Origin of the sequence: Pseudoalteromonas sp. SIMBA_162 (genome assembly GCF_046535955.1) — a bacterium.
Taxonomy (GTDB): domain Bacteria; phylum Pseudomonadota; class Gammaproteobacteria; order Enterobacterales; family Alteromonadaceae; genus Pseudoalteromonas; species Pseudoalteromonas marina.
On record NZ_JAWJBQ010000478.1, the window covers coordinates 1 to 268 of the forward strand.

1 protein-coding gene is annotated in these 268 nt (G+C 63.4%); it reads left to right on the forward strand.

Annotated features, from left to right (window positions below):
• Positions 1–265 (forward strand): hypothetical protein (locus R0J88_RS20570; RefSeq protein WP_410900964.1); only part of this gene is annotated, 265 nt, incomplete at its 5' end.
• Between the last annotated feature and the right edge of the window lie 3 nt (positions 266–268).

Below are 268 nucleotides of genomic sequence, written 5' to 3' on the forward strand. Positions count from 1 at the left end.
GAAACGATGGGGCGACGTTGTCATCGTCCTATGTTGTTATCGCTCGGCGTTATCATCGCCCGACGATGGCATCGGGCCAGCGACGGGAGGCCGCATGTCAGAGCAGGATGACCGCAAGCCCACAGCGACGGTCAGCCCGGTGCGCAGTGCGCAGCTGGTGGCGATCGTCCTGGCGCTGATCGAGCTGTTCCAGGGAGATTGGCAGGGCGCCCTGCTGCTGGGCGGGATAGGTTGGGTGATCGGGCTTTTCAAGCATCCGCGCTGATAG